18 protein-coding genes, 2 tRNA genes, 3 rRNA genes and 2 pseudogenes are annotated in these 25,664 nt (G+C 68.5%); 10 read left to right on the forward strand and 15 right to left on the reverse strand.

What is annotated here, in order from left to right:
- Positions 1 to 153 precede the first annotated feature (153 nt).
- A complete protein-coding gene (locus GA0070617_RS23120) occupies positions 154 to 594 on the forward strand; it encodes a carboxymuconolactone decarboxylase family protein (protein ID WP_091442532.1) in 441 nt (146 codons plus the stop codon).
- Positions 591 to 1,475 (forward strand): RNA polymerase sigma factor SigJ, encoded by an 885-nt coding sequence (gene sigJ, locus GA0070617_RS23125; protein ID WP_229688472.1) that lies wholly within the window; start codon positions 591 to 593, stop codon positions 1,473 to 1,475. The genes GA0070617_RS23120 and sigJ overlap by 4 nt, the downstream gene beginning before the upstream one ends.
- A gap of 44 nt (positions 1,476 to 1,519) precedes the next feature.
- Here the strand turns inward: sigJ and ndk are convergent, their stop codons facing one another.
- Positions 1,520 to 1,945: a nucleoside-diphosphate kinase gene (gene ndk, locus GA0070617_RS23130; RefSeq protein ID WP_091442535.1), complete on the reverse strand. Its 426-nt coding sequence runs from the start codon at positions 1,943 to 1,945 to the stop codon at positions 1,520 to 1,522.
- Positions 1,946 to 2,087: 142 nt separating this feature from the next.
- Between ndk and GA0070617_RS31750 the strand changes: the two are divergent.
- A pseudogene (locus GA0070617_RS31750) lies at positions 2,088 to 2,858 on the forward strand (glyoxalase/bleomycin resistance/dioxygenase family protein); the annotation flags it as partial.
- A gap of 564 nt (positions 2,859 to 3,422) precedes the next feature.
- Positions 3,423 to 4,013 (forward strand): annotated as a pseudogene (locus GA0070617_RS31755) (VOC family protein); the annotation flags it as partial.
- A 111-nt stretch (positions 4,014 to 4,124) separates the two neighbouring features.
- Here GA0070617_RS31755 and GA0070617_RS23140 read toward each other — a convergent pair.
- The 3 genes from GA0070617_RS23140 to GA0070617_RS23150 all read right to left on the reverse strand — a co-directional run bounded on the left by GA0070617_RS23140 (position 4,125) and on the right by GA0070617_RS23150 (position 8,490).
- Entirely contained in the window at positions 4,125 to 4,493 is a 369-nt protein-coding gene (locus tag GA0070617_RS23140) for a DUF4233 domain-containing protein (protein ID WP_091442541.1), read from the reverse strand.
- A complete protein-coding gene (locus GA0070617_RS23145; RefSeq protein ID WP_091447112.1) occupies positions 4,490 to 5,761 on the reverse strand; it encodes a bifunctional folylpolyglutamate synthase/dihydrofolate synthase in 1,272 nt (423 codons plus the stop codon). The genes GA0070617_RS23140 and GA0070617_RS23145 overlap by 4 nt, the downstream gene beginning before the upstream one ends.
- Positions 5,762 to 5,871: 110 nt before the next feature.
- Complete coding sequence (locus GA0070617_RS23150) at positions 5,872 to 8,490, reverse strand: valine--tRNA ligase (protein WP_091442544.1); 2,619 nt, start codon at positions 8,488 to 8,490, stop codon at positions 5,872 to 5,874.
- A 69-nt stretch (positions 8,491 to 8,559) separates the two neighbouring features.
- Here GA0070617_RS23150 and GA0070617_RS23155 point away from each other — a divergent pair, with 69 nt between their 5' ends.
- Positions 8,560 to 9,243, forward strand: coding sequence for a hypothetical protein (locus GA0070617_RS23155; protein ID WP_091442547.1), 684 nt, complete (start codon positions 8,560 to 8,562; stop codon positions 9,241 to 9,243).
- 117 nt (positions 9,244 to 9,360) lie between these two features.
- On the opposite strand, the gene rrf is transcribed toward GA0070617_RS23155, so the two are convergent.
- The 3 genes from rrf to GA0070617_RS23170 all read right to left on the reverse strand — a co-directional run bounded on the left by rrf (position 9,361) and on the right by GA0070617_RS23170 (position 14,546).
- A 5S ribosomal RNA gene (gene rrf, locus GA0070617_RS23160) occupies positions 9,361 to 9,477 on the reverse strand.
- Positions 9,478 to 9,561: 84 nt separating this feature from the next.
- Positions 9,562 to 12,673: ribosomal RNA gene (locus GA0070617_RS23165) — 23S ribosomal RNA — on the reverse strand.
- A 358-nt stretch (positions 12,674 to 13,031) separates the two neighbouring features.
- Positions 13,032 to 14,546 (reverse strand): 16S ribosomal RNA (locus GA0070617_RS23170).
- The 16S, 23S and 5S rRNA genes sit together here, the layout of an rRNA operon.
- A 692-nt stretch (positions 14,547 to 15,238) precedes the next feature.
- On the opposite strand from GA0070617_RS23170, the gene GA0070617_RS23175 reads away from it, so the two are divergent.
- Complete coding sequence (locus GA0070617_RS23175; protein ID WP_091442549.1) at positions 15,239 to 15,460, forward strand: hypothetical protein; 222 nt, start codon at positions 15,239 to 15,241, stop codon at positions 15,458 to 15,460.
- Between the two features lie 157 nt (positions 15,461 to 15,617).
- Here GA0070617_RS23175 and GA0070617_RS23180 read toward each other — a convergent pair whose 3' ends face one another.
- The 6 genes from GA0070617_RS23180 to GA0070617_RS23205 form a co-directional block, all read right to left on the reverse strand.
- A complete protein-coding gene (locus GA0070617_RS23180) occupies positions 15,618 to 16,415 on the reverse strand; it encodes a carbon-nitrogen hydrolase family protein (protein ID WP_091442552.1) in 798 nt (265 codons plus the stop codon).
- Between the two features lie 321 nt (positions 16,416 to 16,736).
- Positions 16,737 to 18,032 (reverse strand): ATP-dependent Clp protease ATP-binding subunit ClpX, encoded by a 1,296-nt coding sequence (gene clpX, locus GA0070617_RS23185; protein ID WP_091442555.1) that lies wholly within the window; start codon positions 18,030 to 18,032, stop codon positions 16,737 to 16,739.
- 213 nt (positions 18,033 to 18,245) lie between these two features.
- Positions 18,246 to 18,908, reverse strand: a complete 663-nt coding sequence (locus GA0070617_RS23190; RefSeq protein ID WP_091442560.1) for an ATP-dependent Clp protease proteolytic subunit — start codon at positions 18,906 to 18,908, stop codon at positions 18,246 to 18,248.
- Positions 18,909 to 18,918: 10 nt separating this feature from the next.
- The gene (locus GA0070617_RS23195; protein ID WP_091442563.1) at positions 18,919 to 19,560 is read right to left on the reverse strand and encodes an ATP-dependent Clp protease proteolytic subunit; all 642 of its coding nucleotides are present in this window, start codon (positions 19,558 to 19,560) and stop codon (positions 18,919 to 18,921) included.
- Positions 19,561 to 19,733: 173 nt separating this feature from the next.
- A complete protein-coding gene (tig, locus tag GA0070617_RS23200; RefSeq protein ID WP_175440628.1) occupies positions 19,734 to 21,080 on the reverse strand; it encodes a trigger factor in 1,347 nt (448 codons plus the stop codon).
- A 157-nt stretch (positions 21,081 to 21,237) separates the two neighbouring features.
- A tRNA-Pro gene (locus GA0070617_RS23205) sits at positions 21,238 to 21,311 on the reverse strand.
- A 148-nt stretch (positions 21,312 to 21,459) separates the two neighbouring features.
- Here GA0070617_RS23205 and GA0070617_RS23210 point away from each other — a divergent pair.
- Positions 21,460 to 21,533, forward strand: a tRNA-Gly gene (locus GA0070617_RS23210).
- Between the two features lie 23 nt (positions 21,534 to 21,556).
- A complete protein-coding gene (locus GA0070617_RS32455) occupies positions 21,557 to 21,709 on the forward strand; it encodes a CPCC family cysteine-rich protein (RefSeq protein ID WP_373868386.1) in 153 nt (50 codons plus the stop codon).
- On the opposite strand, the gene GA0070617_RS23220 is transcribed toward GA0070617_RS32455, so the two are convergent.
- Complete coding sequence (locus GA0070617_RS23220; protein ID WP_229688506.1) at positions 21,706 to 22,158, reverse strand: PIN domain-containing protein; 453 nt, start codon at positions 22,156 to 22,158, stop codon at positions 21,706 to 21,708. The two genes, GA0070617_RS32455 and GA0070617_RS23220, sit on opposite strands and share 4 nt — an antisense overlap.
- 177 nt (positions 22,159 to 22,335) lie before the next feature.
- On the opposite strand from GA0070617_RS23220, the gene GA0070617_RS23225 reads away from it, so the two are divergent.
- Positions 22,336 to 24,009: a PQQ-dependent sugar dehydrogenase gene (locus tag GA0070617_RS23225; RefSeq protein ID WP_091442571.1), complete on the forward strand. Its 1,674-nt coding sequence runs from the start codon at positions 22,336 to 22,338 to the stop codon at positions 24,007 to 24,009.
- Positions 24,010 to 24,082: 73 nt separating this feature from the next.
- On the opposite strand, the gene GA0070617_RS32085 is transcribed toward GA0070617_RS23225, so the two are convergent.
- Positions 24,083 to 24,916, reverse strand: a complete 834-nt coding sequence (locus GA0070617_RS32085; RefSeq protein ID WP_091447118.1) for a cellulose binding domain-containing protein — start codon at positions 24,914 to 24,916, stop codon at positions 24,083 to 24,085.
- A gap of 226 nt (positions 24,917 to 25,142) precedes the next feature.
- Between GA0070617_RS32085 and GA0070617_RS23235 the strand changes: the two genes are divergently transcribed.
- Positions 25,143 to 25,664 carry a SigE family RNA polymerase sigma factor gene (locus tag GA0070617_RS23235; protein ID WP_091442575.1) on the forward strand — a complete coding sequence of 174 codons (522 nt, stop codon included), beginning with the start codon at positions 25,143 to 25,145 and terminating at the stop codon, positions 25,662 to 25,664.

Raw genomic sequence — 25,664 nt, forward strand, 5'->3', positions numbered from 1 at the left:
TAGCCGACGCGGTCCCGTCACCCGGCACCGCCCGTTGCGTGCGCGTCCCCACCGACCCCCACCGGCAGGAGACCCACGTCACATCCGGTCGTGTCACATCCGGGCCGCCACCGTCCGTCGTTGCGGTGAACCCACGACGGAAGGGAGACCAGAATGAGTCGGATCGACCTGACGGCGGTGGCGCCCGAGGCGTACCGGGCAGTGTCCGAGCTGGAGCGTTACACCCGCGAGCACGTCGAGCCCACCGTGCTGGAGCTGGTGAAGGTACGAGCGTCGATGCTGAACGGTTGTGCGTTCTGCGTGGACATGCACACCCGGGAGGCCCTGGCCGCCGGCGAGTCCAGCCGACGGCTCTTCGCGGTCGCCGCCTGGCGGGAGGCGCCCTTCTTCGACGAGCGGGAACGCACCGCGCTGGCCCTCACCGACAGCCTCACCCGGCTCGGCGAGCACGGGGTGCCCGACCAGGTGTGGGACGCGGCGGCCGAGGTCTGGTCGGCGCGGGAACTGGTCGACCTGACGGTCGCGGTGGCCACAATCAACGTGTGGAACCGGATCGTGGCGGCCACCCGACGTCAGCCGTCCACCGACGAGTGACGACCGGCGGGGCCACGCAGGCGGCCGGTGTGCTCGACGCGCACCGGCCGATGCTGCTCGGGCTGGCCTACCGGATGCTCGGCAGCCTGCCCGACGCCGAGGACGTGCTCCAGGAGGCGTATCTGCGCTGGTGGGGTGTCGACCGGGCGGCGGTGGCCGAGCCACGCCGATACCTGTCGCGGGTGGTCACCCGGCTCGCCGTCGACCGGCTCCGCGCCCGGCAGGCGACCCGGGAGACGTACGTGGGCACCTGGTTGCCCACCCCGGTCGCCACCGCGTCGTCGCCGTTCGGGCCGCTGGAGCAGGCCGAGCTGCGCGACACCCTCTCCGTCGCGCTGCTGCACGTGCTGGAACGGCTCACTCCGCCGGAACGCGCGGTCTACGTGCTGCGCACCGCGTTCGAACTGCCGTACCCCGAGATCGCCGAGCTGCTGGACCGGTCGGCGGCGGACTGCCGGCAGCTGTACCACCGGGGCGTACGGCGGATCGCCGGGGACACCCGGCGCTTCACCGCCGGCCCCGCCGAGCAGCGCCGGCTGTTGGAGGCCTTCCTCGCCGCCGCCCGCGACGGTGACCTGGCCCGGCTCGCCGCGCTGGTCTCGGCCGACGCCACCGCCTGGTCGGACTCCGGCGGCCGGGTCCGCGCGGCCCGCAACCCGGTCCGCGGCGCGGACCGGGTCACCCGTTTCTTCGCCGGTATCCACGGACCCCACCGCCCACCGCTGCGGGCCGTCGAGGTGCAGCTCAACGGCGCCCCCGGGTACGTCGTGCGACGGCCGGACGGCAACCGGTACGCGTTGACCGTGGCCGCCGCCGACGGCCGGCTCACCGGCCTGTACCTGGTAAGCAATCCGGAGAAACTGACCCGGCTGGGCGGGTGAACCGGTGGTCGGGGCGGCGGGGCGCGGACCCGCTGCTGCGGCGGTCAGTCCAGCTCGGGGAACCAGAGGGCGATCTCGCGCTTGGCGCTGTCCGGCGAGTCCGAGGCGTGCGCCAGGTTCTCCCGGTTCGACAGCGAGAAGTCGCCCCGGATGGTGCCGGCCACGGCCTTGCGTCCGTCGGTGGCGCCCACCAGGGCGCGTACCACGTCGATCACCTGGTCGCCGGAGAGCACCAGGGCGACCAGCGGTCCGCTGGTCATGAAGTCCTTCAGCGGCGGGTAGAACGCCTTGTCCACGTGCTCGGCGTAGTGCTCGTCGGCGAGCGCCGCGTCCATCGTCCGGGACACCAGTGCGTCGATCCGCAGCCCCTTACGCTCGAAGCGGGCGATGATCTCGCCGACCAGGCCCCGCCGGACGGCGTCGGGCTTGATCAGTACGAGGGTGCGCTCATCCGAGCTGCTGCTGGACACGCTGGGTTCCTCCTGTGAGCAGATGACGGCTGGGCTGGGTACGGTCAGCGTAGCGACCCGGTCCGGCCTCCGGCGCGGCGGCTGCTCTTCCCCTCCGTCGCCGGTCCGGCCTAGCCTGGCTCTGATCCCTGGGAGGTCCACTGTGGCAAATGGCGGGAGCCGACCCATCGCGCCGGTGCGCAAGCTGATCGCCGCGGTGCTCGGCACCGTGGCGGCCTTCGTGATCATGGTCGGGCTGGGCATGACGAGCTGGGCCATCGTGGCGCTCGGCGTCGCCCTGTTGGCCCTGGCGATCGCCCTGGCCACGGTGCGCGGCGGTGGTCGTACCTGGGTGATCGGGGTGGGACACGTGCACAGCGTCTCCGAGCCACCCACCCAGTACGCCTTCGGCCGGTGCGAGTTGCAGCTGGTGCTGGACGCGCCGGGGATGCCACCCCGGTCCAAGAAGATCATCGAGCCCCGGGTGCCGGTGGCCAAGTGGCCGTCGCTGGGGCAGACCCTGCCGATCCGGGTCGCCCTCGACGACCAGCGGCACGTCCGGGTCCTCTGGGACGAGGTGCCGACCCACGCCGAGACGGCCGTCGCCGGTGACCTGCCGCCGGAGTTCGCGATGGCCGAGCCGGTGGACGAGGTGCTGATCCAGCAGGAGGCCCCGCCGTGGGCCGGCCGGGGATCCGACGACGAGTTCCACGACGGGCTCCGGGACGACTTCCAGGCGGACTTCCGGCAGGATTTCCAGGACGACCGCCGGGACGACGCGTCGATCGTCGAGCCGACACGCGACGGCCTGGACGACCCGGCTGGTCGACCGGCGCACCGGGAGCCGGTGGTGCTGCACCAGCGCCCCGGCGGTCCGGTCGTGCTGGAGGGCACGGTGGTCGAGCTGCCCAGCGGCGCGGTGCTGCCGCGTCGGGCCACGCCCGCGCAACGACCGCCCGCCGAGGAACGCCCGGACCCGGTCGCCGAGCAGCCGGTCGGGGCGACCGGGCAGGCGGCAGCAACCGAGCAGGCGGCAGCAACCGGGCAACCGGCAGCAACCGAGCGGTCGGCAGCCACCGAGCAGGCGGGTCCGGCCACTGACGAGCAGCCGACGCCGGCCGCCGAGCAGGCGGCGTCGGCCGTGGGCGAGGAGCCGATGCCGGCCGTGGACGAGGAGCCGGTCCGGCCCACCCGGCGGTCGAACCCGTCCGGCTACCCGATGGGCGACCTGCCACCCGCGCAGCGCGCGGCCTCCCCCATCGAGGACCGCTTCGAGCCGGCCCCCGCCGGGGATCCCTTTGCCCCGACGGCCCCCGACGCCCCCTTCGAGCCGGCACCCGCCGAGGAGCGTTTCGAGCCCACACCTGCCGACGACCGGTTCGTCCCGACCGCGGCCGACGACCACTTCGTGTCGGCACCTGCCGACGAGCGGTTCGTGTCGGCACCTGCCGACGAGCGCTTCGAGTCGGCGGCACCTGCCGACGGCCCGTTCACCCCGGATGTTCCCGAGGACCGGTTCGCGGCGTCGGCGACCGGGCCGCGGGCCGCGGCCGGGCCGTGGGACGGTGAGCCGGATCCGATCGACCTGCCGCTGGACGACCCGCCGGCCGCCCGCGTACACCCGTCGGCCGCCAGCGCGCACCCATCGGCGCCGGTCCACCCCGACGACCTCGACCCGGCGATCTTCGGCTACCCCTCGGACGTGGCCGACGGCCCGATCAGCGGCGTCGGGATCACCGTGCTCGTCACCGACCTGGACCGGTCCCTGGACTTCTACCGGGACGTGCTCGGCTTCACCGAGGTCGACCGGGGTGCGGGCAACGCGGTGCTCGCCTCCGGCAGCACCCGACTGGTGCTGCGCGAGGTGAGCGAGGCGGCACCGATCAGCCGCCGCCTGGTCCACGTCAACCTGGAGGTCAACGACATCCAGGCGGCGTACGAGCGGCTTCGGGACACCGGCCTGCGCTTCACCTACGCGCCCCGGGTGGTCAACCGGGGCACCAAGCTGGAGGTCTGGGCCGCCGCGTTCCGCGACCCGGACGGTCACGGCATCGCTTTGACCCAGTGGCGTGCCCTGACCGGCGCCTGACCGGCCCACCGCCGACCGCACCGAGGCCGGCCGCACCACCGCCGGCCGCACCGCCGGCCGGCTGCACCGCGCCGCCGCCGGCCGGCCGGGCCGGTGGCACAGCCGGCCGGGTCAGCCGGCGGTGGGCCCGAGGATCTGCCGGCGTACGTGCAACGCGTACGCCCACACCAGCGCGAAGATCACGCCGAGGGCCAGCAGCGACCAGTGCAGCAGGCCACCGAGCAGAAGCACCCCCTGCAGCGCGGTGCCGGCGTGCCAGGCCCAGGGCCGGCGCATCATGCCGGCGAGCACCACCGCCGCCACGGCGACCGCCACCAGCAGCCCCATGGTGGCGCCGCTGAGTTCCGTGCCGAGCGCCCGGATCGGCTGGATGCCGATCAGCAACACCAGCGCCTCCAGCCCGAGCGTGGCGGCGCCGAGCCCGCGTACCGCCCCCTCCGGGTTGCGCAGCCCGGAGGGTCGCGGTTGCTGCCCACTCATCGTTTCAGCAGCCGGCGGGCGTCGGCCACGGTCACCACCGAGCCGGTGACCAGCACACCCACCCCGCTCAACTCACCCGGTACGTCGTACTCGGCGGCGGCGACGGCCGCCTCGATGGCGTCGGGCATCTGCTCGGCGGTCTCCACCCGGTCCGGGCCGAAGACCTCGGCGGCCAGCGCGGCTAGCGTCTCGACCGGCATCGCCCGGGGCGAACTGTTGCGGGTCACCACCACCGTGTCGAGCACCGGCTCCAGCAGCTCCAGCAGGCTGGCGGCGTCCTTGTCGGCCAGCACGCCGAGCACCCCGACCAGCTTGCTGAACGCGAACTCCTCCTGCAGCGCGGTGACCGTGGCGGCCATGCCCTGGGCGTTGTGCGCCCCGTCGAGCAGGATCGTCGGTGCGGACCGGACCTTCTCCAGACGTCCCGGTGAGCTGGCGGTGGCGAAGCCCTCGCGGACCGTCTCCACGTCGAGCTGCCGTTTAGCGCCGGCACCGAGGAAGGCCTCCACCGCAGCCAGCGCCACGGCCGCGTTCTGCGCCTGGTGGGCGCCGTGCAGCGGCAGGAAGATCTCCTCGTAGACGCCACCGAGGCCCTGCAGGGTGAGCACCTGACCGCCGACGGCCACCGCCCGGCGCAGCACCCCGAACTCGCCGCCCTCCCGGGCGACGGTCGCCCCCACCTCGGCACACCGTTCCAGGATGGGCCGGGCGGCCTCCTCCTCCTGGGCGGCGGAGACCACCGTGGTGCCGGGGTGGATGATGCCGGCCTTGGCCAGCGCGATGTCCTGGATGGTGTCGCCCAGCCACTCGGTGTGGTCCAGCCCGATCGGGGTGAGCACGCAGACCCCGGCCTGGATCACATTGGTGGCGTCCTCGGCCCCGCCCAGCCCGACCTCGACCACCGCCACGTCGACCGGGGCGTCGGCGAAGGTCGCGAACGCCAGCGCCGTGGTCATGTCGAAGTAGGTGAGCGGCTCGGCGGAACGCTGGTCGACCAGCTCGGCCAGCGGGGCGATCTCCCGGTACGTGGTGACGAACCGCTCCTCACTCACCGGTTCCCCGTCCAGGCTGATCCGCTCTCGGACGGTCTCCAGGTGCGGGCTGGTGTACCGCCCGGTGTGCAGGCCGAAGGCCCGCAGCAGCGAGTCGATCATCCGGGCCGTCGAGGTCTTGCCGTTCGTCCCGGTCAGGTGGATCGACGGGTACGCCCGCTGCGGGCTGCCGAGCAGGTCGAGCAGGCTCTCGATCCGGTCCAGCTCGAAGACCATCCGGGTGAAGCCACGCTCGGCCAGCTCGGCGTCGACCGCCGCGAACTCGCCCGACGACGAGCGGTCGGCCCGGCCGCGGGCGGTGGGTGCGGTGTTCTCGGTACGTTCGGTCACGACGGAAGCGCCTCCAGGGCGGCATCGATCCGGATCAGGTCGGCCTCGGCCACGGTGAGCCGGGCCCGGATCTTGGCGACCACCGGCTCCGGTGCCTTGCCGACGAAGGCCGGGTTGTCCAGCTTGGCGCGGGCCTGCGCCACCTCCTTCTCGGCGGCGGCCCGGTCCTTGGTCAGGCGGGCCCGCTCGGCGGCCAGGTCGATCGACCCCCGGGTGTCCAACTCGACGTTGACCGCACCGGCCATGGCCAGGGTGGCGCTGGCCTGGAAGTCGTCGCCGGGAGCGTCGAGCCGGACCAGGGAACGGATCAGCGGCTCGTGGGCCGCGATGCCCGCCCCGGGCAGGCCGTCCAGCCGCGCGGCGACCCGCTGCGTCGGGCGCAGCCCCTGGTCGGACCGGAACCGCCGGATCTCGGTCACCACCCGCTGGACGGTGCCGAGTTCGCGTTCCGCGGCGTCGTCGATCCGGGTACGGTCAGCCACCGGCCAACCGGCCGTGGTGACCGTCGCGCCCCCGGTCAGGGCGGTCCACAGCTCCTCGGTGACGAACGGGATCACCGGGTGCAGCAGCCGCAGCAGCTGGTCCAGCACGTGCCCGAGCACCCGGCGGGTCCGCTCGGCCGCCTCGCCACCGGCGGCGAGCACCGGCTTGCTCAACTCCACGTACCAGTCGCAGACGTCGTCCCAGGCGAAGTGGTAGAGCAGGTCGCAGACCTTCGCGAACTCGTACCCCTCGAACTGCTCGTCGACCTCGGCGGCGACGTGTGCCAGCCGGGACAGGATCCACCGGTCGACGGTGGAGAGCTGCTCGGCGGCGGGCAGCTCCCCGCCGGTGTGCGCGCCGTTGAGCAGCGCGAACCGGGTGGCGTTCCAGAGCTTGTTGCAGAAGTTCCGGGAGCCCTGACACCACTCCTCGCTGACCGGCACGTCGCCGCCGGGGTTGGCGCCCCGGGCGAGGGTGAAACGGGTGGCGTCGGCGCCGAACCGGTCGATCCAGTCCAGCGGGTCGACCACGTTGCCGAACGACTTCGACATCTTCTTGCCGTGCTCGTCGCGGACCATCCCGTGCAGGGCGACGGTGCCGAACGGCGGCGTGCCGTCCATCGCGTACAGGCCGAACATCATCATCCGGGCGACCCAGAAGAACAGGATGTCGTACCCGGTGACCAGCACGCTGGTCGGATAGAACCTGGCCAGGTCGGCGGTCCGGTCCGGCCAGCCCAGGGTGGAGAACGGCCACAGCCCGCTGGAGAACCAGGTGTCCAGCACGTCCTCGTCCTGGTGCCAGCCCGCACCGGTCGGCGGCTGCTCGTCGGGGCCGACGCAGACGATCTCGCCGGCCGGGCCGTACCAGACCGGGATGCGGTGGCCCCACCAGAGCTGGCGGGAGATGCACCAGTCGTGCATGTTGTCCACCCAGGCGAAGTACCGCTTGGCCAGCTCGGCCGGCTCGATCTTCACCCGGCCGTCGCGCACCGCGTCACCGGCCGCCTCGGCCAGCGGGGCGGTGTTGACGAACCACTGCAGCGACAGCCTCGGCTCGACGGTGGTCTTGCACCGCGAGCAGTGCCCCACCGCGTGCACGTACGGCCGCTTCTCGGCCACGATCAGGCCCTGCTCGCGCAGGGCGGCGACGATCGCCGGCCGGGCCTCGAACCGGTCGAGACCCTGGAACGGGCCGGGCGCGGTGATCACTCCCCGCTCGTCCATCACGGTCAACGCGGGCAGGTCGTGGCGCTGGCCGATCTCGAAGTCGTTCGGGTCGTGCGCCGGGGTCACCTTGACCATGCCGGTGCCGAAGGCCGGGTCGACGTGCGCGTCACCGACGATCGGGATCCGCCGCCCGGTCAGCGGCAGCTCCACCTCGGTACCGATCAGGTGCCGGTACCGCTCGTCGTCGGGGTGCACCGCCACCGCGGTGTCGCCGAGCATCGTCTCGGCCCGGGTGGTGGCCACCACCACGTCGGCGCTGTACCGGATGGAGACCAGCTCACCGTCGTCGTCGGTGTGCTCCACCTCGATGTCCGACAGCGCGGTCAGGCAGCGCGGACACCAGTTGATGATCCGGTTCGCCCGGTAGATCAGGCCGTCGTCGTACAGCTTCTTGAAAATAGTCTGTACGGCCCGCGACAGCCCCTCGTCCATGGTGAAGCGCTCGCGGTCCCAGTCGACCGAGTCGCCGAGCCGGCGCATCTGGCCGAGGATCGCCCCACCGGACTCCGCCTTCCACTGCCAGACCCGCTCGACGAACTTCTCCCGTCCGAGGTCGTGCCGGGACAGCCCCTCGGCGGCGAGCTGTCGCTCGACCACGTTCTGGGTGGCGATGCCGGCGTGGTCCATGCCGGGCAGCCAGAGCGCTTCGAAGCCCTGCATCCGCTTACGCCGGATCAGCGCGTCCTGGACCGTGTGGTCGAGGGCGTGCCCCATGTGCAGCACACCGGTGACGTTCGGCGGCGGGATGACGATGGTGAAGGGCGGCTTGTCGCTCTGCGCCGAGGCGCGGAAGTGGCCGGCGGCTACCCACTGCTCGTACCGTCGCTGCTCTACCTCGCCGGGCTGGTACTGGCCGGCAAGGGTCGGGGCGTCGGGGCGTCGGGCATCCAGTCTCTCGGTCACAGGCAAAGTCTACGGAGCGCTTCGGCGGACCCGGCGTGCGCCACCGCTGCTTCGCGTACGGTGTCGGCTATGTCCGACGCACATCTCACCCAGCGGCCGTACGACGACGACGGCGAGCTGATCGAGCTGACCGGGGAGCCCATCCAGCTCAGCAACCGGGACCCGGAGAACGGGTCCCGCCGGTCCGTGTTCGGCTCCCGCCGTTGGCGCTGGGCGATGGGGATCGCGCTCGCCGTCGGGGTACTCGGCGCCGGCGCCCTCGGGTCGGTGGCCTGGCGGGTGGCCCAGCAGAAGGACGCCGACCTGGCCACGCCCCCGGAGGTCGCCGGGCTGACCCGGGACAGTGACGAACGGGCCCGCAGTACCGCCGACTACCTGCGCAGCGGCCTCGCCGCCAACATCGACCTGGACCGCAGCTTCGGCAACGTCTACAACGACAAGGGACAGCCGCAGCGGCCGGTGCTCATCTTCGGCGGGACGACGCTGCTCTGGCAGCCCGAGCGGGACCTCGACACCCTGTTCGAGCTGATGGCGGACGAGGCCGGGGCGGTCGACGGCCTGCGCGAGGTGCCGGCGGGCCGGTTGGGCGGCACCATGAAGTGCGGAACCACCAGTGGTGACGGTGGCGATTTCGCGGTGTGCGGCTGGGCCGACCACGGCAGCGTGGTGATGGCGCTCTTCCCGGGCCGTCCGGTCGACGAGGCCGGCACCCTCCTGCGCACCATCCGCGAGGAGATCCAGACCCGCCGCTGACCATCCGCCGGTGCTGCGCTTCCGCGGCCGCCTGCCCCGGCGGGCGGGCACCGCGTGTCTCGGGCTGGAAACAGCAGTGAGGGCCATCCCTGTCGGGATGACCCTCACTGTAAGAATGTCCGGCGGTGTCCTACTCTCCCACACCCTCCCGAGTGCAGTACCATCGGCGCTGGAAGGCTTAGCTTCCGGGTTCGGAATGTAACCGGGCGTTTCCCTTCCGCCATGACCGCCGTAACCCTATCGACATATCAAACAACACCCACACACGGTGATGTCGTTCGTTTGTCAAGAGTTGCACAGTGGACGCGTAGCAGCTTCGTAGTCAAGTCCTCGGCCTATTAGTACCGGTCAACTCAACCCGTTACCGAGCTTACATTTCCGGCCTATCAACCCAGTCGTCTAGCTGGGGGCCTTACTCCACCAAAGGTGGATGGGATACCTCATCTTGAAGCGAGCTTCCCGCTTAGATGCTTTCAGCGGTTATCCCTTCCGAACGTAGCTAACCAGCCGTGCCCCTGGCGGGACAACTGGCACACCAGAGGTTCGTCCGTCCCGGTCCTCTCGTACTAGGGACAGCCCTTCTCAAGTATCCTACGCGCACGGCGGATAGGGACCGAACTGTCTCACGACGTTCTAAACCCAGCTCGCGTACCGCTTTAATGGGCGAACAGCCCAACCCTTGGGACCTGCTACAGCCCCAGGATGCGACGAGCCGACATCGAGGTGCCAAACCATCCCGTCGATATGGACTCTTGGGGAAGATCAGCCTGTTATCCCCGGGGTACCTTTTATCCGTTGAGCGACACCGCTTCCACACGCAAGTGCCGGATCACTAGTCCCGACTTTCGTCCCTGCTCGACCTGTCAGTCTCACAGTCAAGCTCCCTTGTGCACTTGCACTCAACACCTGATTGCCAACCAGGCTGAGGGAACCTTTGGGCGCCTCCGTTACCCTTTAGGAGGCAACCGCCCCAGTTAAACTACCCACCAGACACTGTCCCTGAACCGGATCACGGCCCGAAGTTAGATACCCAAATCAACCAGAGTGGTATTTCAAGATTGCCTCCACCCATACTGGCGTATGGACTTCACCGGCTCCCACCTATCCTACACAAGCTAATTCGGATACCAATGTCAAGCTATAGTAAAGGTCCCGGGGTCTTTCCGTCCTGCCGCGCGTAACGAGCATCTTTACTCGTAATGCAATTTCGCCGGGCCTGTGGTTGAGACAGTGGGGAAGTCGTTACGCCATTCGTGCAGGTCGGAACTTACCCGACAAGGAATTTCGCTACCTTAGGATGGTTATAGTTACCACCGCCGTTTACTGGCGCTTAAGTTCTCCGCTTCGCCCCGAAGAGCTAACAGGTCCCCTTAACGTTCCAGCACCGGGCAGGCGTCAGTCCATATACATCGAATTACTTCTTCGCATGGACCTGTGTTTTTAGTAAACAGTCGCTTCCCCCTGCTCTCTGCGGCCATACAACGCTCCACCCGCGCGGGGCTTCACGTCTCCGGCCCCCCTTCTCCCTAAGTTACGGGGGCAATTTGCCGAGTTCCTTAACCACAGTTCGCCCGATCGCCTCGGTATTCTCTACCTGACCACCTGTGTCGGTTTGGGGTACGGGCCGCTAAGAACTCGCTAGAGGCTTTTCTCGGCAGCATAGGATCACTGACTTCACCTGAATCGGCTCGGCATCACGTCTCAGCCTCATGCGCCACGGATTTGCCTATGGCACGGCCTACACGCTTACCCCGGCACAACCACCGGCCGGGATCAGCTACCTTCCTGCGTCACCCCATCGCTTGACTACTACCCGCCAGGTTCCCACGCTCCCCACCATCAACCCGAAGGCCTCAAGCAGTTCGGATGGTTAGCACAACGAAGTTCATCAGGGACGCTCTTTCGCGGGTACGGGAATATCAACCCGTTGTCCATCGACTACGCCTCTCGGCCTCGCCTTAGGTCCCGACTCACCCAGGGCGGATTAGCCTGGCCCTGGAACCCTTGGTCATCCGGCGGAAGGGTTTCTCACCCTTCTTTCGCTACTCATGCCTGCATTCTCACTCGTGCCGCGTCCACAACTCGATCACTCGGCTGCTTCACCCCCGGCACGACGCTCCCCTACCCATCCACACACCTGCACCCCCACCCAAAGACGGGGACGAAGTAAAAATGTGAATGCCACAGCTTCGGCGGTGTACTTGAGCCCCGCTACATTGTCGGCGCGGAACCACTTGACCAGTGAGCTATTACGCACTCTTTAAAGGGTGGCTGCTTCTAAGCCAACCTCCTGGTTGTCTATGCGATCCCACATCCTTTTCCACTTAGCACACGCTTAGGGGCCTTAGCTGGTGATCTGGGCTGTTTCCCTCTCGACTACGAAGCTTATCCCCCGCAGTCTCACTGCCGCGCTCTCACTTACCGGCATTCGGAGTTTGGCTGATTTCGGTAAGCTTGTGGGCCCCCTAGACCATCCAGTGCTCTACCTCCGGCAAGAAACACACGACGCTGCACCTAAATGCATTTCGGGGAGAACCAGCTATCACGGAGTTTGATTGGCCTTTCACCCCTAACCACAGGTCATCCCCCAACTTTTCAACGTTGGTGGGTTCGGCCCTCCACGTAGTCTTACCCACGCTTCAGCCTGCCCATGGCTAGATCACTCCGCTTCGGGTCTAGAGCATGCGACTCAAACGCCCTATTCAGACTCGCTTTCGCTACGGCTCCCCCACACGGGTTAACCTCGCCACATGCCACTAACTCGCAGGCTCATTCTTCAAAAGGCACGCCGTCACCCCTAAAGGCTCCGACGGATTGTAGGCGAACGGTTTCAGGTACTATTTCACTCCCCTCCCGGGGTACTTTTCACCATTCCCTCACGGTACTCGTCCGCTATCGGTCACCAGGAAGTATTTAGGCTTACCAGGTGGTCCTGGCAGATTCACGGCAGATTTCAGGAGTCCGCCGCTACTCGGGAACACCCACAGAAGACCAGCCACTTTCACCTACCGGACTCTCACCGACTACGGTCAGCCTTCCCAGACTGTTCAGCTAGCAACTGGCTTTATCACTCCTCACACGAGTGTCAGCTCGTGTAGCAGGGTCCCACAACCCCGACCACGCAACCCCTGACAGGTATCACACGCAACCGGTTTAGCCTCAATCCGCTTTCGCTCGCCACTACTCACGGAATCACTAAATTGTTTTCTCTTCCTACGGGTACTGAGATGTTTCACTTCCCCGCGTTCCCCCCACACACCCTATGTATTCAGATGCGGGTGACATCACATGACTGATGCCAGGTTTCCCCATTCGGACACCCTGGGATCACAGCTTGGTTGACAGCTCCCCCAGGCCTATCGCGGCCTCCCACGTCCTTCATCGGCTCCTGGTGCCAAGGCATCCACCGTTCGCCCTTGACAACTTGACCACAAAGATGCTCGCGTCCACTGTGCAATTCTCAACAAACGACCAACCCACAACCCACCAACCCCACACCAGCAACCCACCAGGATCCGGTATGCGAGGCCAGGCCATGCCTGGCAACCTCATCACAAGGCTCTGAAAAAACAACCATGGTTGTTCCTTCAGGACCCAACAGGGTGCTCTCCGCCTCTACCCAGCCGCACCAGGATCACCGTTCCCACCACTCCGAAAAGCAGCTGTACTAGACGACCCTGACCGTTGCCAGGAGAAAACTCACCAGTGTCTCCGCCATTCGAGCACCCCACCACCACATTCGGGCAGTGCGGGCTCCTTACCGACTTTCGTCGGAAGGTGCTCCTTAGAAAGGAGGTGATCCAGCCGCACCTTCCGGTACGGCTACCTTGTTACGACTTCGTCCCAATCGCCAGCCCCACCTTCGACGGCTCCCTCCACAAGGGTTGGGCCACCGGCTTCGGGTGTTGCCGACTTTCGTGACGTGACGGGCGGTGTGTACAAGGCCCGGGAACGTATTCACCGCAGCGTTGCTGATCTGCGATTACTAGCGACTCCGACTTCACGGGGTCGAGTTGCAGACCCCGATCCGAACTGAGACCGGCTTTTTGGGATTCGCTCCACCTCACGGTATCGCAGCCCATTGTACCGGCCATTGTAGCATGCGTGAAGCCCTGGACATAAGGGGCATGATGACTTGACGTCATCCCCACCTTCCTCCGAGTTGACCCCGGCAGTCTTCGATGAGTCCCCGCCATAACGCGCTGGCAACATCGAACGAGGGTTGCGCTCGTTGCGGGACTTAACCCAACATCTCACGACACGAGCTGACGACAGCCATGCACCACCTGTGACCGCCCCCGAAGGACCCCCCATCTCTGGAGGTTTTGCGGCCATGTCAAACCCAGGTAAGGTTCTTCGCGTTGCATCGAATTAATCCGCATGCTCCGCCGCTTGTGCGGGCCCCCGTCAATTCCTTTGAGTTTTAGCCTTGCGGCCGTACTCCCCAGGCGGGGCGCTTAATGCGTTAGCTGCGGCACAGAGAACCGGAGAGGCCCCCCACACCTAGCGCCCAACGTTTACAGCGTGGACTACCAGGGTATCTAATCCTGTTCGCTCCCCACGCTTTCGCTCCTCAGCGTCAGTATCGGCCCAGAGACCCGCCTTCGCCACCGGTGTTCCTCCTGATATCTGCGCATTTCACCGCTACACCAGGAATTCCAGTCTCCCCTACCGAACTCTAGCCTGCCCGTATCGACTGCAAGCCCGCAGTTGAGCTGCGGGTTTTCACAGTCGACGCGACAAGCCGCCTACGAGCTCTTTACGCCCAATAAATCCGGACAACGCTCGCACCCTACGTCTTACCGCGGCTGCTGGCACGTAGTTGGCCGGTGCTTCTTCTGCAGGTACCGTCACTTGCGCTTCGTCCCTGCTGAAAGAGGTTTACAACCCGAAGGCCGTCATCCCTCACGCGGCGTCGCTGCATCAGGCTTCCGCCCATTGTGCAATATTCCCCACTGCTGCCTCCCGTAGGAGTCTGGGCCGTGTCTCAGTCCCAGTGTGGCCGGTCGCCCTCTCAGGCCGGCTACCCGTCGTCGCCTTGGTAGGCCATCACCCCACCAACAAGCTGATAGGCCGCGAGCCCATCCCAAGCCGAAAAACTTTCCACCACCAACCATGCGATCAGCAGTAATATTCGGTATTAGCCCCGGTTTCCCGGGGTTATCCCAAAGCCTGGGGCAGGTTGCTCACGTGTTACTCACCCGTTCGCCGCTCGAGTACCCCGAAGGGCCTTTCCGCTCGACTTGCATGTGTTAAGCACGCCGCCAGCGTTCGTCCTGAGCCAGGATCAAACTCTCCAACAAAAACTTGTCGAAAAATCAACCCCGACAACAAACAACATGTTGCCAAAGGAATCCGAAACCAACCGATCGAAACCGGCCAGCCCGGGGTATAAAACAATTGGCACTGGCTTATCAAGCACCCTGTTGAGTTCTCAAAGAACAACCACACACCAACCAGAAACCCGAATCTTTCGGGGCCCTGTCTGGGGCAACCGCTCTAACCTACCCGAACCGGTTTTCCGCGTCAACTTCGCAGTGGAAGTCTCACCTTCTACCAGCTCTTTCCACGCTGACGCACGCCGTATCCGGCGGTCGTTTCTGTCGTGTGAATCGGCAGACCGGCCGATCACCACTCTCGTGGCGACCCGCCCGGCTCCCTGCCGGCTTCAGCACTCTACCCGGTCGGCTTCGCGATTGCAACTCCATCTTGCTGAGTTCTTCGCACCGCCCGATCCCAGCCTCGCTCGGCGTCTCCGCCACGATCCTGGTGCCCGTTCTCGGCCGGTTTGCCCTGGCCTCCCCCGTGCAGAGAGAAAGTTACGCGTCCGCCCCGGAGAAGGCAAATCAATGATCGTCAATCATCCTGACGCGACGTCCTCCGCCAGTTCCGGCCCGCGGGTGCTACCCGTCCCACCGGCGCCGGGAGGTCACTCAGGGCTCATGATGCCCGCGGGACGGCCTATGCGGTGGCCTCCCGTGCCAGAGTGTCAGACATGGATGACGTGGGCAGGTCACCGGCGCTCGCCGAGGAGGCGCTCCTCGGCCTCCTCGTACCCTTCTGGCAGGTGGTCATCGGGGCGGTGGTCCTGGTCGCCGTCGTGATGTCGATCGGGCGACTGGCCCGCCGGGGCCCCTCCCGGATGACGACTGCCCTGCTGGTCACCGCCGCCGCCATCGCGGGCTTCGCACTGCTGGGGGTCCTGCTACAGGGTTAGCTCACCCCGTCGGCTGAACTCGCCGCCCCGCGCTCGCCTCGTGGCGTCGGGCCCCCGGCCCCCGCGCGGCTCACCGCGGTGGTCGGCCCGGCGCCAGCGCCGGTGCCAGCACCCGCGATTGGCAGGGCCGGTGATCTGTTCAGCGCCCCCGGACGGCTCAGAGCCGGCGGTTGGCCAGGCTGGGCAGCTCGGCACGGATCCGGTCCAGCTGGTCGAGGTCGACGTCGACGACGCTGAGCCCCGGGCCGTCCGGCACCTGACCGAGCACGGTCCCCCACGGGTCGACCACCATGCTGCGCCCGAAGCAGGTCCGGCCGGGATCGTGGTCCCCCGTCTGGCCGGCGGCCACGACGAAACACTGGTTCTCGATCGCCCGCGCCCGCAGCAGCACCTCCCAGTGGTCCCGCCCGGTGTGCATCATGAACGCCGCCGGCACGACGAGCAGTTGGGCGCCACCGTCGGTGGCCAGTTGCCGGTACAGCTCGGGGAAGCGCAGATCGTAACAGATGGACAGCCCCACCCGGACCCCGTCGACGGTGACCACCACCGGCTCGTCCCCCGCCGCCACCGTCGCCGACTCCCGGTAGGAGACCCGGCCGGGGATCTCCACGTCGTACAGGTGGATCTTGCGGTAGCTGGCGGCGAGGGCGCCGGACCGGTCGAAGACCAGGGAGGTGTTGTAGGTGTGCTCGGGGTCCGGGCCGACCTCGTGGAAGGAGCCGGCGACGACCCAGATGCCCAGCCGGCCCGCCACCTCGGCGAAGAACGTACCCACCACGCCGTCGACCGGTTCCGGCTCGGGCAGCCCGGCCGCGGGGCCGAGGTAGTCGACGTACTCCGGTAGGACGGCGAGGTCGGCGCCGGCGTCAGCGGCGCGGACCAGCAGGGCCTCCGCGGCGGCCAGGTTCGCCGTCCGGTCGTCGCGGGCGTTCAGCTGGCAGACGGCGACACGCATGGCGCTCCTCGGCGGTACGGCCGCCGGCAGGCGGCGGGCTCGGGTATCCGACCACCGGCAGGGCGACTCGGCGGCGCAACCGCCGCAGACGGCGGCTCAGGGGTACAGCCGCCCACAGACGGCGGCTCAGGGGTACGGCCGCTCGCACAGCCGGCGGCTCAGGGCTACGGCCGCCCGCAGGTGGCGGCTCGGCGGGTCGGGCCGCCGTCGGGACGACGGTCCACGGGCTCGGCCGCCGGTGGCGGTGGCGGCGGTTAGGAAGCGTACGGCCGCCATCCGGTGCGACGGAGAGCGTCGACGGATGGCGGCCGGTGGGGCGACTCAGGCGGACTTCTCCTCGCGCTCCCGGCGGGCCCGGCGACCGGTGAACTCGCGGGGCACGATCGTCGGGTTGACGTTCTCCAGGACCACCTCGCGGGTGATCAGCACCCGGGCGGCGTCCGGGTTGCTCGGCACCTCGTACATCACGGAGAGCAGGACCTCCTCCATGATGGCGCGCAGACCCCGGGCCCCGGTGCCACGCAGCATCGCCTGGTCGGCGATGGCCTCCAGCGCCGGCGGCTCGAACTCCAGCTCGACGCCGTCGAGCTCCAGGAGGCGTTGGTACTGCTTGACAAGCGCGTTGCGCGGCTCGGTGAGGATCTGCACCAGGGCGGTGCGGTCCAGGCTGCGTACGTTGGTGATCACCGGCAGTCGGCCGATGAACTCGGGGATCAGCCCGAACTTGAGCATGTCCTCCGGCATCACCTGGCTGAGGATGTCGTCGGTGGAGCGCTCGGAGACCGCCCGTAGCCGGGCGCCGAAGCCGGTGCCGCCCTTGCCGGTGCGCGACTCGATGATCTGGTCCAGCCCCGCGAAGGCTCCACCCAGGATGAACAGCACGTTTGTGGTGTCGATCTGGATGAACTCCTGGTGGGGGTGCTTGCGTCCACCCTGCGGCGGGACGTTCGCCACGGTGCCCTCAAGGATCTTGAGCAGAGCCTGCTGGACGCCCTCGCCGGAGACGTCGCGGGTGATCGACGGGTTCTCCGACTTACGGGCGATCTTGTCGACCTCGTCGATGTAGATGATGCCGGTCTCGGCGCGCTTGATGTCGTAGTCCGCGGCCTGGATCAGCTTGAGGAGGATGTTCTCCACGTCCTCACCGACGTAGCCGGCCTCGGTGAGCGCGGTGGCGTCGGCGATCGCGAACGGGACGTTGAGCATCCGGGCGAGGGTCTGCCCGAGGTGGGTCTTGCCACACCCGGTCGGCCCGATCAGCAGGATGTTGGACTTGGCCACCTCGACGCCCTCGTGGCCGGAGCCCGGCGCGTTGGCCGCCTCGGCCTGGATGCGCTTGTAGTGGTTGTAGACCGCGACGGCGAGCGCCTTCTTGGCCTGGTCCTGACCGATGACGTAGTTGTCGAGGAACTGGCAGATCTCCATCGGCTTGGGAAGCTCTTCCCACTTCACCTCGCCGGACTCGGCCAACTCCTCCTCGATGATCTCGTTACAGAGATCGATGCACTCGTCGCAGATGTAGACCCCGGGCCCCGCGATGAGCTTCTTGACCTGCTTCTGCGACTTGCCGCAGAAGGAGCACTTGAGTAGGTCGCCGCCGTCACCGATCCGTGCCACCTACGTTCTCCCTGCACTCATCGGCCGGAGCACCGGCCCTGACCTGCGAACCTTGCGGTCCGTCGTCCCTGCCTGACCTCGCCGGTCCGACCCAACGAAGCGGTACGGACCCGACGTTACCCGCTGGGGAAGGTTTCTCCGACCCCCAAAACGGGTGTGTCAGAGGCCGACCGGGAACGTCGCTCCCGGGTCGACCTCTGACCCGAAACTCTCTCAGCTGGCGGCGCTGGAGGCCAGCAGACCCTTCTTGCGGCTGGTCAGGATGGTGTCGACCAGCCCGTACTCCTTGGACTCCTCGGCCGTCATGATCTTGTCACGGTCGATGTCCTTGCGGACCAGGTCGATCGGGCGGTTGCAGTGCCGGGAGAGCATGTCCTCCAGCTGCGTCCGCATCCGCAGGATCTCCCGGGCCTGGATCTCGATGTCCGAGCCCTGCCCGTACCCACCCTCGGTGGCGGGCTGGTGGATGATGATCCGCGAGTTCGGCAGCGCCATCCGCTTGCCCGGGGTGCCCGCCGCGAGCAGCACCGCCGCCGCGCTGGCCGCCTGCCCGAGGCAGACGGTCTGGATGTCCGGCCGGACGTACTGCATGGTGTCGTAGATCGCCGTCATCGCGGTGAACGAACCACCCGGCGAGTTGATGTACATGATGATGTCGCGGTCCGGGTCGGTGCCCTCCAGCGTGAGCAGCTGGGCCATCACGTCGTTGGCCGACGCGTCGTCCACCTGGACGCCGAGGAAGATGATCCGGTCCTCGAAGAGCTTGTTGTACGGGTTGGACTCCTTGACCCCGTACGAGGTGCGCTCGACGAACGACGGCAGGACGTAACGGTTGTGCACGGCCGCGAACTGGGGCGGCAAACTCAGGTCGGTCATCGTCAGCTCCTCAGCTCAGGGTCCCGGCGCCTTCCGGAACCTGGGTGGCTCCGGTGATCACCTTGTCGATGAAGCCGTAGTCCATCGCCTCCTGGGCGGTGAACCAGCGGTCCCGATCCGAGTCCGCCTCGATCTGGGCCTGGTCCTGGCCGGTGTGGTGCGCCACCCGCTCCTGGAACATCCGCTTGGTGTAGAGCATCTGCTCAGCCTGGATGGCGATGTCGGAGGCCGTACCGCCCATGCCGCCCGAGGGCTGGTGCATCATGATCCGCGCGTGCGGGAGGGCGTACCGCTTGCCCCTGGTGCCCGCGCAGAGCAGCAGCTGGCCCATGGAGGCCGCCATGCCCATCGCCACGGTCGACACGTCGTTGTCGATGTACTGCATGGTGTCGTAGATCGCCATGCCGGAGTAGACCGAGCCACCCGGCGAGTTGATCCAGAGGAAGATGTCCCGGTCCGGGTCCTCCGCCGCGAGCAGCAGCAGCTGCGCGCAGATGCGGTTGGCCACCTGGTCGTTGACCTCGCTGCCCAGGAAGATGATCCGCTCCTTGAGCAACCGGTTGTAGACCGAGTCGTCGAGGTTGCCAATTGAGTCGCCACCGCGGGCTTCGATCGCCCGGCTCGGCGTCCTTGGGATGTGCATGTCGGTCATGGCAGCCCTTCGCTCTCCGTACCGTCGTACCCGACACTAACCGTTGAGTCGGACGGCAGCGCCCCGGTCGGGGCACTGTTCGCTCTCAGCGCACCGGGCGCTGCGGACGTACCCGCAAAAGGGTTTCGGCCGCCGAACGCCGCGAGCGGCGGACGACGGCCCGACCCGGACGATCAGTGCTCGTGGTTGTGCTCGGCCTCTTCCTGGGCGCGCAGCGCGTCGAGGGTGACCTCGTTGCCGGCCGAGTCCTTGATCTTGATGCGCTCCATCACCGAGGCCAGCGCCTTGCCCCGCCGGACGTCGCCGAAGACGGCGGCCGCCGCGCCGGAGCGGGCCAGCTGGTCGTAGTACTGCTGCGGGGGCATCCCGGCGCGCTGCGCCCGGTGCACGATCTCGTGCCCGAACTCGTCGTCGGAGACCTGGACGTCCTCGGCGTCGGCCAGGGTGTCCAGCAGCAGCTGGATCTTGACCCCGTCGGTGGCCGCCTCGGTCAGCTCGGCGTCGATCTGCTCCTCGGTCTTCTCCTCGGCGGCGAGGTACTCCTCCATCGAGGCGCCGATCCGCTCCAGCTGGTCGACCATGGCCGCCTTGCGGCTCTCGACCTCCTCGCGGACCACGCCCTCCGGCGCGGGCACCTCGGCGGCGGCGACCAGCTGCTCCAGGGCCTTGTCCCGGGCGGCGTAGATCTGCTCGACCCGCTTGCCCTTGCTGACCTTCTCCCGAAGGTCGGCCCGGAGCTCCTCGATGGTGTCGAACTCGCTGGCCAGCTGCGCGAACTCGTCGTTCAGCTCGGGCAGGTCCTTCTCCTTGACGGTGCGGACGGTCACCGCGACGTCGGCCTCCCGGCCGGCGAAGTCGCCACCGACGAGCTGGGTGGTGAAGGTGGTGCTGTCCCCGGCGGCCAGGCCGACCAGGGCCTCGTCCAGCCCCGGCAGGAGCTGCTTGCTGCCCACCTCGTGGGAGATGTTGCTCGCCGAACCGCCCGGCACGTCCTCGCCGTCGACGGTGGCGTTCAGGTCGATCTGCACGTAGTCGCCCTCGGCGGCGGCGCGCTCGACGGTCTTGAGCGTGGCGAACCGCTCCCGCAGGCCCTTGACCTGGTCGTCGATCTCGCTCTCGTCGATCTGCAGCTCGTCCACGGTCACCTCGATGGTGGCCGGGTCCGGCAGGGTCAGCTCGGGGCGGACGTCCACCTCGGCGGTGAAGTTGAGCGAGTCACCGTCGTTGAACTCGGTGATCTCGACCTCGGGGCGGCCGAGGGTCTTCAGGTCGTGCTCGCGGACCGCGGCGAGGATGTTCTGCGGGATGGCGTCCTGCACCACCTCGTTGAGCACGGCACCCCGGCCCACCCGCTGGTCGATCACGGCGGCCGGGATCTTGCCGCGCCGGAAGCCGGGCACCTGGACCTGCTGGCCGATCTCCCGGTACGCCTTCTTGAGGCTCGGCTCGAGCTCGACGAACGGCACCTCGATGGCGAGCCGCACGCGCGTCGGGCTCAGAGTCTCGACGGTGCTCTTCACAGGCGTACTCCTTGAACGGATCTCGGTTGAATCTGGGCGTCTCGCGGTGACGACCGGTCGCCACGGCAGGGATTGCGCCCATCGAGTGTAGGCGAGCCGGCCCGACGGCTCGGCAGCGCCCGGCGGACCACCGGCGAAGGCGGCCCACCGACGACAGTCGGGGTGGCGGGATTTGAACCCACGGCCCCTCGCTCCCAAAGCGAGTGCGCTACCAAGCTGCGCCACACCCCGTGGCGACGTGCAGTCTATGCCGTCCGCGCCCGCCGGGGACCCCGGGGCCGCCGTCGCCGCGCCGCCCGGGCCCGCCCGGCGGGTGAGCTGACTGCACGGCCGGCCCGGAGACCGGGTACGCTGTCGGCGCGCCCCTAGCGGGGTGTACGCGGGCGTAGCTCAATGGTAGAGCTTCAGTCTTCCAAACTGACTACGCGGGTTCGATTCCCGTCGCCCGCTCCACAGCATGCCGGTCCAGGCCCGAGCTGGTACGAGGCGGCCCGAACCGCAACCTCAGCCTGCTCGACGCCCGGCGCAACTTTGCCGTCCACGGAGCAGCCGACCCGAAGGACCTGAGGCACGTCCGGCCGCCCCTGTCCGAGGAACATCCGCTCGGTGGTCGAGGCCGGGCTCCCTAGCCGGTCAGCTCCTGACGCCCCAGGGTGCCGGAGTCGTTGGTCGGACGGGGACGTCCTCGGTGCTGTGCTCGCGCCTGGAGCTGCCCCCACGTCGTCGCCACCGCCTCGTCGAAAGGCAACAGCACCACGCCGGATCGCCACTGCACGAGGTCAGCCAACTTGCGTGGACCCCAACTCCGCAGCACGGTCCACGTGGTCAATTCTCCGAGCGTCACGAACGTGATGCACAGCGTCTTACCGGCCAGACGGGCACGAAGCCGGTCGTGCAGCCGGCCCCGCAGAATCGCCGACGCGACGTCGCTACCTGACTGACCGGGCGGCGCAAGACCGGGCGCTCCCGGGATCAGGGCCTTGATCGACTCGGTTGGGCCGAAATGGCTGGGTCGAAGCACCGTGGATACCGCCACATCAGCCCAACCGAGTCGATCAAGCCGGGCGGACCAGATCATGCCGGGCGGACCAGACCAAGGCCCGATCGGGGTGGGCGCCCCGGGGTGACAGGGCCGAGCGTGCTGGCGTGTCAGCAGGTGGGAGGGCGGGGGCGGGAGCACTCCCGTACTGCGGGACGCGGACAGATCGAAAGCTGCCGACGCCGAACATTGACTCCGACAACGATTGGAGTCGATATGCCTGCTGGCAGTAGGGCCGCCCTGGCGGCCGTTGCCGGGCTCGTCGTGGCGGCCGGGGTACTCGTGCCGCCCGCCGTACCGGCGCAGTCCGCACCACCGAACGCCCCGACCACCGCCACGAAGGCCGCCACCACCGAGACCACCGCCACGAAGGCGACCACCACGCGAGCCACCGCTGAGGTGGGCGCGCTGGCGGCCGTACCGCTGGAGCGGTTGACGGTGAGCACCACGCAGGTCGCCGCCGGGCTGGAGCGGTTGACGGTGAGCACGACGCAGGTCGCCGCCGGGCTGCGGCGGCCGACCGCGATCCATGCTCCGGACGACGGCTCCGGGCGGTTGTTCATCACCGAGAAGGTCGGCACCGTGCGGGTGTACGACGAGCAGGACGGGCTCGCCGCCACCCCACTGCTGGACCTCACCGACCGGGTCTCCACCAGCGGCAACGAGCGCGGTCTGCTCGGGATCGTGACCTCGCCGGAGTTCACCACCAGCCGGACGGTCTACGTGGTCTACACCGCGCTGGCCGACGGGGCGGTGACGCTGTCCCGGTTCGTGCTGGACAGCGCCGGGCAGCAGCCGGTGCCGGCGGCCCGGGAGGAGATCCTGCTCAGCCAGCCGCACGCGCAGTTCGCCAACCACAACGGTGGGCAGGTCACGTTCGGACCCGACGGGTACCTGTACTGGAGTATCGGTGACGGCGGCAGCGCCGACGACCCGCTGAACAGCGGGCAGGACCTGGGCACCCTGCTCGGCAAGATCCTGCGGCTGGACGTCTCCCGTAGCTGCGACGGGCGGCCGTACTGCGTGCCGGCCGACAACCCGTTCGTCGGCACCGCCGGGGCGCGGGCGGAGATCTGGGCGTACGGGCTGCGCAACCCGTGGCGCTTCTCCATCGATCCGGCCGACGGCTCGCTCTGGATCGCCGACGTGGGGCAGGGCACCTTCGAGGAGGTCAACCACCTCACCGCGGGACAGCAGGGTGCCAACCTGGGCTGGTCCTGCCGGGAGGGCCCCCAGGTGTTCAACCCCGACCGCTGCGTGGCCGGCGCGTCGTACGTCGATCCGGTCTACCACTACCGGACCTCCGTCGACGGGTGCGCCATCATCGGCGGCCACGTCTACCGGGGTACGGAGTACGCCGACATCGCCACCGGCACGTACCTGGCCACCGACTACTGCTCGGGTACCGCGTTCGTGATCCGTCCCGACGGCGCCGGTGGGTACGCCAGCCGGCAGCTCGGCGAGCTGACCATCCAGCCGACCAGTCTGGGGCTGAACGGCGACGGGGAGATCTACCTGGTCAACGACCTGCCGGGGCAGCTGCACCGGGTGTCGTTCGGGGCCACCCAGCCGCCGGCCACCTGCACGGTGAGCCACCGGGTGGACAGCCAGTGGGGTACCGGGTTCACCGCCACCGTGACGGTGACCAACACCGGTTCGGCCCCGGTCGCCGGCTGGACGGTGGGCTGGACGTACGCCGGCAACCAGCGGGTGACCAGCGGCTGGAACGCGGAGATCAGCCAGCAGGGCACGGGGGTCACCGCCCGCAACGCCGGCTGGAACGCCACCGTCGCGCCGGGGGCCACGGTGACCTTCGGATACCTGGCCAGCAGCTCCGGCACGAACAGCCCGCCGACCGCCTTCACCCTCAACGGCGCACCCTGCGCCTGAGCACCGGGCGACCGGCCAGACCGCGCACGACGAACGGCCCGCCGGCGAAGGTGCCGACGGGCCGTTCGGGCACCTACTGGCTACAGGTGGTCGTGATGCTTGCGGGCACGGCGGCGGCCGCCACGATCATCCCGAAGGTCGTCGAGCCGCCCGGGAGCAGCGTCGCGTTGTAGGTGGCGTTGCGGACCGAGACGATGTCCCCGGTGCCCTCGGCCACCCCGCCCCAGAGCGTCTGGATCCGCTCGCCGGCGGACCACCGCCAGCCGACCCGCCAGCTGTGCAACGGCCGGTCACCGGGGTTGCGGACGGTGACCGTGGCCATGAATCCGCCGGCCCAACTGGAGTCCACGGTGATCGCCGCCGCGCACTGCACCTGCGCCTGCCCGAGGGTCCGCGCCGGTCCCCCGATGAGGTACGGGTCCCAGGTGCCGGCCGCGTCGCTGAACCGGAACCAGTACTCGGTGTCGGGGGTCAGCCCGGTGACGGTCACCGTGCCGTAGCGCTGCGGCCCGGTGACGGCCGAGGCCACCGGGTTCTGCTTCTGCTGGGCGTCGGCCTGGCTGGCGAACAACGTCACCCGCATCGGCGGGTCGTAGCCGCAGGGCGGGCTGAGCAGCATCGAGTACGAGATCGTCAGGCTGGTGGTGGTCGCGCCGGTCACCTGGCCGCTGATCGGCAGGGCCGGTGGACAGGCGAACGTCGGCGTGGGCGTCGGTGCGGGCGTGCTCGCGGCGGCACCGGCCGAACCGGGCGCGCCGATCGAGCCGGATACGCCGTTCGAGCCGGACGCGCCGATCGAGCCGGGTGCGCCGTTCGAGCCGGGTGCACCGGCCGCGCCGGCTGAGCCGGCCCAACCGGTCAGGGCCAGTGTGGCGGTGGCGAGGATCGTGCCGAACGTACGGAGCATTCGTACCTCCTTGGTGTTGCGGGGTTGTTCGCCGCCACCCACGGGCAGCGTCGAGGGAGGTGCCCACCCCGCGTGCCCCACCCGGCTGAGCTCGTCAGCGCTGGCTCCCGCGCGACCGAGCCACAGTCTGGCATTCGATGAACATCAATTCAACGGATCGCTCGGCCGACCGTGTTTACCTCCGGTGCGCGCCGAAGCGTCTACCGGGTGGGAGGTACACACTCACATGCCACGATCCCGGGACCTGACGCCGCCGGCGGGCTTCGCCGAGTTCGTCACGGCGCGCTCCGACGCGTTGCTGCGGTCCGCCTGGCTGCTCACCGGTGACGCCGGACGCGCCGAGGACCTGTTGCAGACGGTGCTGGCGGACGCCTGGCGGCGCTGGGGCACCATCGCCAACGCCGACCACCCGGAGGCGTACCTGCGCCGGGCCCTGTTCACCACCTACGTCTCCTGGTGGCGACGGCGTTGGCGGGCGGAGATCCCGAGTCCGCCACCGGACGAGCCCGGGTACGGCGACATGGCCGGCGACTCCGCGAACCGCGACGCCCTCCGGCGTGCCCTGGCCCGACTCAGCCGCCAGCAACGGGCGGTCGTGGTGCTGCGCTACGTCGAGGACCTGACCGTCGAGCAGACCGCCGAGCTGCTCGGGTGTTCCCTCGGCACGGTCAAGGTGCAGGCCTCCCGCGCCCTGCGAACGCTGCGTACCGATCCGCATCTCGAGCTGTTCGCCATCTGGAGGTCTTGA

Origin of the sequence: Micromonospora yangpuensis (genome assembly GCF_900091615.1) — a bacterium.
Taxonomy (GTDB): domain Bacteria; phylum Actinomycetota; class Actinomycetes; order Mycobacteriales; family Micromonosporaceae; genus Micromonospora; species Micromonospora yangpuensis.